Here is an 8,336-nt window from a genome sequence, read left to right as displayed (position 1 = left end):
ACCCACACCCACCAAAGGGCCCAGACTCGCTCCGGAGCAACTTTCCAAACTTACCGGCTGCTTGCCTCCTAGTCAAATCAGCGTTCTTGACTTGATTTTCACGAGGAACTCAGTCAACTTCACCGATCTCCACTGGGGAGCAGCGCGGGTACTAACTATACCACCACTTCACCGGGGAGGCAAAACCCCCTCCGGGCGGCTTCCTACGCTCCAGCAGGCGCCCCTGAGATCCCACGCAAAGGGCCCGGAAACTCAAAGTTTTCCGGACCCTTCACCCTCAGGCAAGCTTCCCCTCACGCAAGCAGGACAACTACCCCACAGGCGCGAACCAAGAGGCTCCGAGCGGCGGCAAGGTGACGGTCAGTGCCGCAGGCAATCCTTCCGCCCCGGGTGCGGTGGCAAGAAGTTCACCGCTGTTGATCACACCCGAGCCTCCGTAGACCTCGGCGTCAGTGTTGAGTACTTCCTGCCATGCGCCGGCGGCCGGGACGCCGAGCACATAGTCCTGGTGCGGGCCTCCCGAGAAATTCACGGCGCACACCAAGGGGTTGCCGTCGTGGTCCCACCTGATAAAGGTCAGTACGTTGCGATCCGCGTCCGCGCCGTTGATCCACTGGAAACCGCCGGGCTCGTTGTCCCGGACGTGAAGGGCCGGCGTCGAGCTGTACAGCGTGTTCAACTCGCGCGTGAGCAATTGCAGTCCTCGGTGCGCCGGGATGTCGGCAAGGAACCAGTCGAGCCCGTGCTGTTCGGACCACTCGGCCTCTTGGCCGAATTCGGTGCCCATGAAGATGAGCTGCTTGCCCGGGTGGGCCCACTGGTACGCCATGAACGCCCGCAGGTTGGCGAGCTGCTGCCAACGGTCGCCGGGCATCTTGCGCAGCATGGATCCCTTGCCATGCACTACCTCGTCGTGGCTAATGGGCAGCAGGAAGTTCTCCGTGAAGGCATAGACCATGGAGAACGTCACTGTGCCGTGGTGCCAGCGGCGGTTCACCGGGTTTTCGGAGATGTACTTGAGGGAATCGTGCATCCAGCCCATGTTCCATTTGAGGCCGAATCCGAGCCCACCGTGGTTGGTCGGCGCGGTGACACCGGGGAATGCGGTGGATTCCTCGGCAATGGTCACTGCGCCGGGGTGGGTCTTGTAGATCGTGGCGTTGACCTCTTGGAGGAACGAAATCGCTTCCAGGTTCTCGCGTCCACCGTGGACGTTGGGGAACCACTCCCCTTCCTCTCGCGAATAGTCCCTGTAGAGCATGGAGGCCACGGCGTCCACGCGGAGTCCGTCGATATGGAATTCCTCGAGCCAGTAGAGCGCGTTCGCGACCAGGAAGTTGCGAACTTCGGTGCGGCCGAAGTCGAAGATGAGCGTGCCCCAGTCCGGGTGCTCACCGAGCCTGGGATCGGAGTGCTCGTACAGTGGTTCGCCGTCGAAACGGGCGAGGGCCCAGGCATCCTTCGGGAAGTGCGCGGGGACCCAGTCCAAGATGACGCCGATGCCCGCCTGGTGCAGCGAATCGACAAGGAACCTGAATTCATCCGGATGCCCGAAGCGGGAGGTCGGAGCAAAGTAGGACGTGACTTGGTAGCCCCATGAACCGCCAAAGGGGTGCTCGGCCACCGGCATGAACTCGACGTGGGTGAACCCGAGCCACTTCACGTACTCAACGAGGTCCTTGGCCAACTCCTTGTACCCGAGGCCAAGGCGCCAGGAACCAAGGTGGACCTCGTACACGCTCATGGGCGAGTTGTGCGGATCCTTGTTGGCGCGCGCGGTCATCCAGGCGTCGTCCTTGAAGCGGTAGCCGGACTCCACTACGCGTGACGCGGTCAAGGGCGGAACTTCGGTGCCGAAGGCGAGCGGGTCGGCTTTCTCCACCCAGTGTCCGGCCTTGGTGAGCAACTCGAATTTGTAGCACGCCCCTGCTACAACGCCCGGGATGAAGACCTCCCAGACGCCTGAAGACCCGAGTGAGCGCAAGGCGTGCTCACGCCCATCCCAGGAGTTGAAGTCACCCTTGACGCGGACTGCCTGTGCGTTGGGGGCCCAGACGGCGAAGGAGACGCCGTCCACATCGCCGAGCGGGGAGCGGTAGTGCTGGACGTGGGAGCCCAGCGTGTCCCAAAGCCGTTCGTGCCGGCCTTCTCCGATGAGGTGCAGGTCCACTTCCCCGACGGTTGGAAGGTAGTGGTAGGGATCGTTGATCGTCACGGGCGCGGAATCGCCGTACACGACGTCGAGTCGGTAGTCCGGTACGTGGCCTTGCTGCAGCGGTTCGAGGACAGCCACCCAGATGCCGTCGGTCTCGTGGGTCATCGGGGTGGAACCGGCTTCGGTGACCACAGATACCTCCGCAGCGAGGTGCTTGACCGTACGGATGGTGACGTGACCGTGGTCGTCAAGGTGGGCGCCCAGCACCGAGTGCGGGGCGTGGTGCGCGCCAGCGGCCACCCGGCCCAGGGTAGCGGCGTCCACATACAGCGGGACTCGGGGCCGTTCGGTACGTGCTGAGCCTGTCATTTCCTTACCTTCCGATGTCGCCGCGGCATCCGTGCCGGGGCTCGTGTTTCCGAGGAGCTGCCGCGAAGCATTGACCGGAATGGGCAACCAGTCCGGCCTGTTCCGCAGCTCATAGATCACCTCGTACAAGGCCTTGTCCAGCCACAATGCCACAAACAGCGGCGAGCGGCGGTCAATCGTTCCAGGGGTGATGTCGCTGTAGCCAGCCAGGAAGGCCTCGGCGCAGTCGTCAACCCACGTGGCGGGAACCCGGGCGCCCGGGTTCTCGCGGATGGCCGCACCGGCCGCGTAGTCGAAGGACCGCAGCATCCCGACGACGTCCCGCAGGGGAACGTCGGGAATGTTACGGTGTTCAATCGGCCTCAGGGGTTCGCCCTCAAAGTCCAGGATCGCCCACCGCGCAGGTTCGCCCACGGCGCCAGGCACCAAAAGGATCTGGCCCAAGTGAAGGTCTCCGTGGATGCGCTGCAGGGTTCCGGCTTCCTTGCCCGACAATTGCGCCAGGAGTGCCTCGAGCTGCTGCTCATGGGGCCCGACGGCGGTGCCCGCCTCAGCCCACGACTGGCGGACGCGCCGGGCTACTTCGGGGGCGATGTCCTGGCCCGGAACGCGTTCCGTGGCGGTTCCGAGGGTTTCCGCGAGGCGCAAGTGCACGGTGGCAGTCGCTTGGCCCAGTTGCCGGGCTTCGGCGGCGAAGTCTTTGCCTGATGCCGCGGCGTCGACGGCGAGGCGCCAAGCGTCCTGCCCGCCGGCAAGGAACTCGTGGGCAACGGCGAAATCCGCCGAGGCTGTTCCGTGGCGGCCCTGGGGCGTCCACACCTCCCAGGTTCCCGTGATCCATCCTAGGGTGGACGGCACTTCCTTCGTTCCCGCCGAGGTCAGGGCCGCACCGACCTCCACCTCGGGGTTTTTGCCGACCGACAGGACCCGGAAGATCTTCACGATCGCCGCGGACACGCCATCGTCGACGATCACCGAAGTATTGGACTGCTCGCCGGAAGACACCCGCACGGATCCTGAGGCAGTGGGCAGCCGCAGGCCGCCCGGCACCGTATGTCCGCTCGCGGTGCACTCCCCCACTCCGGGATCGGCGGTGGCCTGGCCCCGGATCAGATCCAGCCATGCCGTCACGAATTCAGGATCGTGCGGGGCGTCGTATACCCAGAGAGGCGGATCCTGCTCGCTTGTTCCACCGATCTGGCCCACCGAGGCAGTTGCCAAGGCGGCGGAGGGCGCGGAGCGAAAGCTGAGCGGCACTTGGACGATGTCTGTCTGCCTCCCGCCATCGGCCGTGGCGTAGGCGACGGAGATCAGCTGGACCTCCAAGCCGGTCCCGGAGGTGGGCGCAGGAAGACCGAACGAGCCGACGAAATCCAGTTCGAACAACCCTGCCTTGACGGGAAACCAGCGCTGCCGGGGCAGCCATTCCTTGAGCAGGGGGGCCAGGACCGTGGTGGGCGCCATGTGACTCATGTCAGCCTTCGATGGAAAGCACTGGGATGGCCTGGGTGTAGGGCGAGGAGCCTGTGGAACCTGCCGAACGTATCCGGAGCCAGAAGAAGTCGTGGCTACCGAGCGTGAGGGTGAGGGAGCCGTCGGCGCCGATCCCCGGGAACGGCTGGCCGCCGAACACGTCCCTCAGGCCCCTTCCGGCGTATTCAGGGATATCCAGGGTTGTGGCAACCGGATGTTGGGACAGGTTGAAAACGCAGAGGATGGATTCGGCATCCTCGCCTTCCGGATTGTCCTCCCGGAGATCACGCATGTAGGCGAGAACCACCTCGTGGTCCGCCGGAACGTGTTTGAAGTCGCCTAGCCCGAAGGCCGGGTGGTTCCTCCGCACGCTCAGGATCTGGCGTGTCCAGCGCAGGAGCGAGCCGGAATGGGCTGCTTCGGCCTCGACGTTCGCCATGCTGTAGTTGTAGACCAGCGACTGGATGACGGGGAGGTAGAGCTTTCCGGGATCTGCGTTGGAGAAACCCGCGTTGCGGTCGGGGTTCCATTGCATCGGCGTGCGGACCGCGTCGCGATCGTCAAGCCAGATGTTGTCTCCCATCCCGATTTCATCCCCGTAGTACAAGAAGGGGCTGCCGGGCAGGGAAAGCAGCAACGCATTGATCAGCTCGATCTCGGAACGGGAATTGTCCAGCAGCGAGGCGAGCCTCCGCCGAATACCGATGTTGGCCCGCATGCGCGGGTCCGGGGCGTACCAGCCCAGCATGGCGGCACGCTCGTCGGCGGTGACCATCTCCAGGGTGAGTTCGTCGTGGTTGCGCAGGAACGTACCCCATTGCGCGCCGGCAGGGATTCCCGGGGTATCCCGGAGCGTCTCGATGATGGGTGCGGCCTTCTGGTCGCGGAGTGCGTAGTACAAGCGCGGCATGATGGGAAAGTGGAAGGCCATGTGGCATTCCGGTTCTTCCTCCGTGCCGAAGTACTCCACGACGTCGTGCGGCGGCTGGTTCGCTTCGGCGATGATCACTCGGCCCGGGTAGTTCTCGTCCACCATCTTGCGCAGATCCCGCAGGAAGCCGTGGGTGGCCGGCAGGTTCTCGCAATTAGTGCCCTCTTCTTCGAAGAGGTACGGGATGGCATCTGCCCGGAATCCGTCAATGCCTTGGTCCAGCCAGAACTTGACGACGTCGTGGACGGCCTCGATGACCTTGGGGTTTTCGAAGTTCAGGTCGGGCTGGTGGCTGAAGAACCGGTGCCAGAAGAACTGCCGGCGGATAGGATCGAACGTCCAGTTCGACTCTTCCGTATCCACGAAGATGATGCGCGCGTCCTGGTACTTCTCGTCGGTGTCACTCCACACGTAGAAGTCGCCGAACGGGCCGTCCGGGTTCTTGCGTGATTCCTGGAACCAAGGGTGTTGGTCCGAGGTGTGGTTCAGCGGGAGATCGATGATGACCCTGACGCCCCTCGCATGCGCTTCGGCCACGAGCCGCTTGAAGTCGCTGATGGTGCCGAACTCGTCCAAAACGGACGTGTAATCGGAAATGTCGTAACCGCCGTCGCGCAAAGGCGAATCGAAAAACGGCGGCAGCCACAAACAATCCACTCCGAGCCACTGCAGGTAATCCAGCTTGTCGATCAGTCCGTGGAAGTCACCAGAACCGTCGCCGTTCGCATCCGCGAAGGCCCGCACCAGCACTTCGTAGAAGACCGCCTTCCGATACCAATGAGGGTCGTGTTGAAGACCCGGGGCGTTCAGCTCGAAAGTGTTCTTCGGCGTGAAGTACTGACTCTGACCCTGCGGATTGAAGCTCACTAAGGCTACCTCCGGATATTGAGAATGTGTGCCGGTTCTACATGGGCGTCCAGCCGGACGTAGTTGTACTCGCCCCACTCCCAGCTTTCGCCGCTGACCAAATCATCCACCCAGAATCGTCCGTTGGCGGTGAAGTCGGATGGATCCAGCGAAAGAGCGGACAGATCCAGCGTCACGGTGCTTTCCCTGGTGCCGTGGGGATCGACGTTTACCACGATGATCAGGGTGTCCTTGCTGCCGTCGGGCAAGGTCTTGTGCTTGGAGAACACGATGGTGGCGTCATCCGTGCTGTGATGCAACGTCAGGTTCTGCAGATCACCCAAGGCCGGGTGGGCCTTCCGGATGGCGTTAAGCCGTGTGATGTACGGGGCGAGGCTGTGCCCGGAAGCCGCTGCGGCATCCCAGTTGCGGTCCTTGAACTCATATTTCTCGTTGTCGATGTACTCTTCGGCGCCGGGACGCGCCACATGCTCGTACAGCTCGAATCCGGCGTAGACGCCCCAGAGCGGGCTGGCCGTGGCTGCCAGCGCGGCGCGGATGCGGAACGCGGCCGGGCCGCCGTATTGGAGGTATTCGGTGAGGATATCCGGGGTGTTGACGAAGAAATTCGGCCGGAAGTACGCCGGAGATTCGTGGCTGACCTCCTGGAAATACGATTCCAGTTCGATCTTGGTGTTCCGCCACGTGAAGTACGTGTACGACTGCTGGAAACCTGCCCGGCCAAGGGCATGCATCATCGCGGGGCGGGTGAACGCCTCGGCGAGGAAGACGACGTCGGGGTGCTTTTTGTTGACCTTGGCGATCAGCCATTCCCAGAACCACACAGGCTTGGTGTGGGGATTGTCCACGCGGAAAATCTTCACGCCGTGGCTTACCCACAGGAAGACGATCCGCAGGATTTCCTTCGATAGACCGGCGGGATCGTTGTCGAAGTTCAGCGGATAGATGTCCTGGTACTTCTTCGGCGGGTTTTCGGCATAGGCGATGCTGCCGTCAACCCGGGTGGTGAACCATTCCGGATTGGTCTTCACCCAGGGGTGGTCCGGGGCGGCCTGCAAGGCCAAATCCAGCGCGACCTCGAGGCCCAGCTCATTGGCGCGGGCCACGAAAGCGTCGAAATCCTCGAAGGATCCCAATTCAGGATGGATGGCATCGTGGCCGCCGGCTTCCGAGCCGATGGCCCACGGCGAGCCGGGATCCTGGGGACCCGGAGTCAAGGTGTTGTTGCGCCCCTTGCGGTGCTGGAAGCCAATCGGGTGGATGGGCGGCAGGTAGATGACGTCGAAGCCCATGTCCGCGACGGCGTCGAGCCTCTTGGCCGCCGTCGTGAAGTTGCCTGAAGTCCATGTTCCCGTGGTGGGATCGAAAACGGCACCTTCGGAGCGGGGGAAGAATTCGTACCAGGCCCCGCGGCCGGCGAGGTCCCGCTCCACGAGGAGTGGGTATTGTTCCGAGACGGTCACCAGTTCACGGATCGGCTGGCGTTCGACGACGGCCGCGACCTCTGGGCTGAAGCCGGCGGCAAGGCGCTCCTCGGCAGTCCTAGAAGTGTCGGCGAGGCCTTCGGAGGCAGTGCGAAGGATGCGTTTGTCTGCGGCATTTCGCGTGCTTTCGGCAGCGGCTTCCGCGAGCAGGGCGACGCCCTCAGCGAGCATCAGCTCCACGTCGATGCCGGCCTCGACCTTCACTTCGGCGTTGTGATGCCACGTGCCGTAGCGGTCGTGCCAGGCCTCGATTGCGAAGGTCCAGGCTCCAGGCGCCGTTGGGGTCAGCAGGCCCTCCCAACGGTCCGTTCCCTTGCCACGCTCACCCGGGGCCGGGGCAAGCCGGACACGTTGGCGTTCTTTGCCTTTGGGGTCCAGCAGGACGGCGCTCACCCCCAGCTGGTCGTGGCCCTCGCGGAAGACCGTGGCGCCAACCACCAAATCTTCACCCGGCAAGGCCTTGGCCGGGAACCGGCCTTCCTCGATGACGGGCTGCACGGCCGTGATCGGGAATCTGCCGAACTTAAGACCCTCGGTGATACCGGCCTTCTGCTTGGACTTGGATGCTGAGCTGGATCGCGGTGCTGCAGTAGTGGTCACAACCTCGACGTTAGCGAGAAAAATCACATTTTGCGAAGAGGTACCCCAGACTCTTCCGCGCAATGTGTCATTTACCTAAAAGAAACCGAAAGCTGTTCCTGCCGTCCACCGAGTGGATTAGTGTGGCGCTCGTGAAGGCAATCCGAAGGTTTACAGTCCGTACACTGCTCCCCGAACCGATCCGGCCGTTGGCTCGTCTCGCGACAAATCTGCGCTGGTCGTGGCACCGGGCTACGCGCGAGCTCTTTGCAAGCCTTGACCAGGAATTGTGGGAGGAGAGCCATCACGATCCAATAAGCCTCCTGGGGTCAATCAGCCGCGATCAGCTGGACCAACTTGCTTCCAACAATGAACTTGTAGAGCGTGTTCAGCATGCTGCCGCGGATCTGGACCGGTACCTGAGTGAGCCGCGCTGGTACCAGGGCCTGGGTCCGGATGCTCCGGCGTGCATCGCGTA

General features: G+C 63.2%; 4 protein-coding genes. 1 reads left to right on the top strand and 3 read right to left on the bottom strand.

What is annotated here, in order from left to right:
• Positions 1 to 310: 310 nt before the first annotated feature.
• From QRN51_RS23120 to QRN51_RS23110, 3 genes are read right to left on the bottom strand one after another with little or no spacing between them, the layout of a single operon-like run.
• The gene (locus QRN51_RS23120; RefSeq protein WP_284992058.1) at positions 311 to 3,997 is read right to left on the bottom strand and encodes a 1,4-alpha-glucan branching enzyme; all 3,687 of its coding nucleotides are present in this window, start codon (positions 3,995 to 3,997) and stop codon (positions 311 to 313) included.
• 1 nt (position 3,998) lies between these two features.
• The gene (gene treS, locus QRN51_RS23115) at positions 3,999 to 5,795 is read right to left on the bottom strand and encodes a maltose alpha-D-glucosyltransferase (RefSeq protein WP_284992057.1); all 1,797 of its coding nucleotides are present in this window, start codon (positions 5,793 to 5,795) and stop codon (positions 3,999 to 4,001) included.
• 5 nt (positions 5,796 to 5,800) lie between these two features.
• Entirely contained in the window at positions 5,801 to 7,879 is a 2,079-nt protein-coding gene (locus QRN51_RS23110) for an alpha-1,4-glucan--maltose-1-phosphate maltosyltransferase (protein ID WP_284992056.1), read from the bottom strand.
• A gap of 62 nt (positions 7,880 to 7,941) precedes the next feature.
• Here QRN51_RS23110 and QRN51_RS23105 point away from each other — a divergent pair.
• The coding region (locus QRN51_RS23105; protein ID WP_284992055.1) for a DUF3417 domain-containing protein at positions 7,942 to 8,336 on the top strand (395 nt) is incomplete at its 3' end.

This window comes from Arthrobacter sp. efr-133-TYG-120 (genome assembly GCF_030209785.1).
Classification (GTDB): domain Bacteria; phylum Actinomycetota; class Actinomycetes; order Actinomycetales; family Micrococcaceae; genus Arthrobacter.
This window is presented reverse-complemented; position numbering and strand designations above follow the sequence as displayed.

Coding starts and splice junctions, on each gene's coding strand:
- QRN51_RS23120 (WP_284992058.1), bottom strand. CDS start 3,997: ATGAGTCACATGGCGCCCACCACGGTCCTGGCCCCCCTGCTCAAGGAA.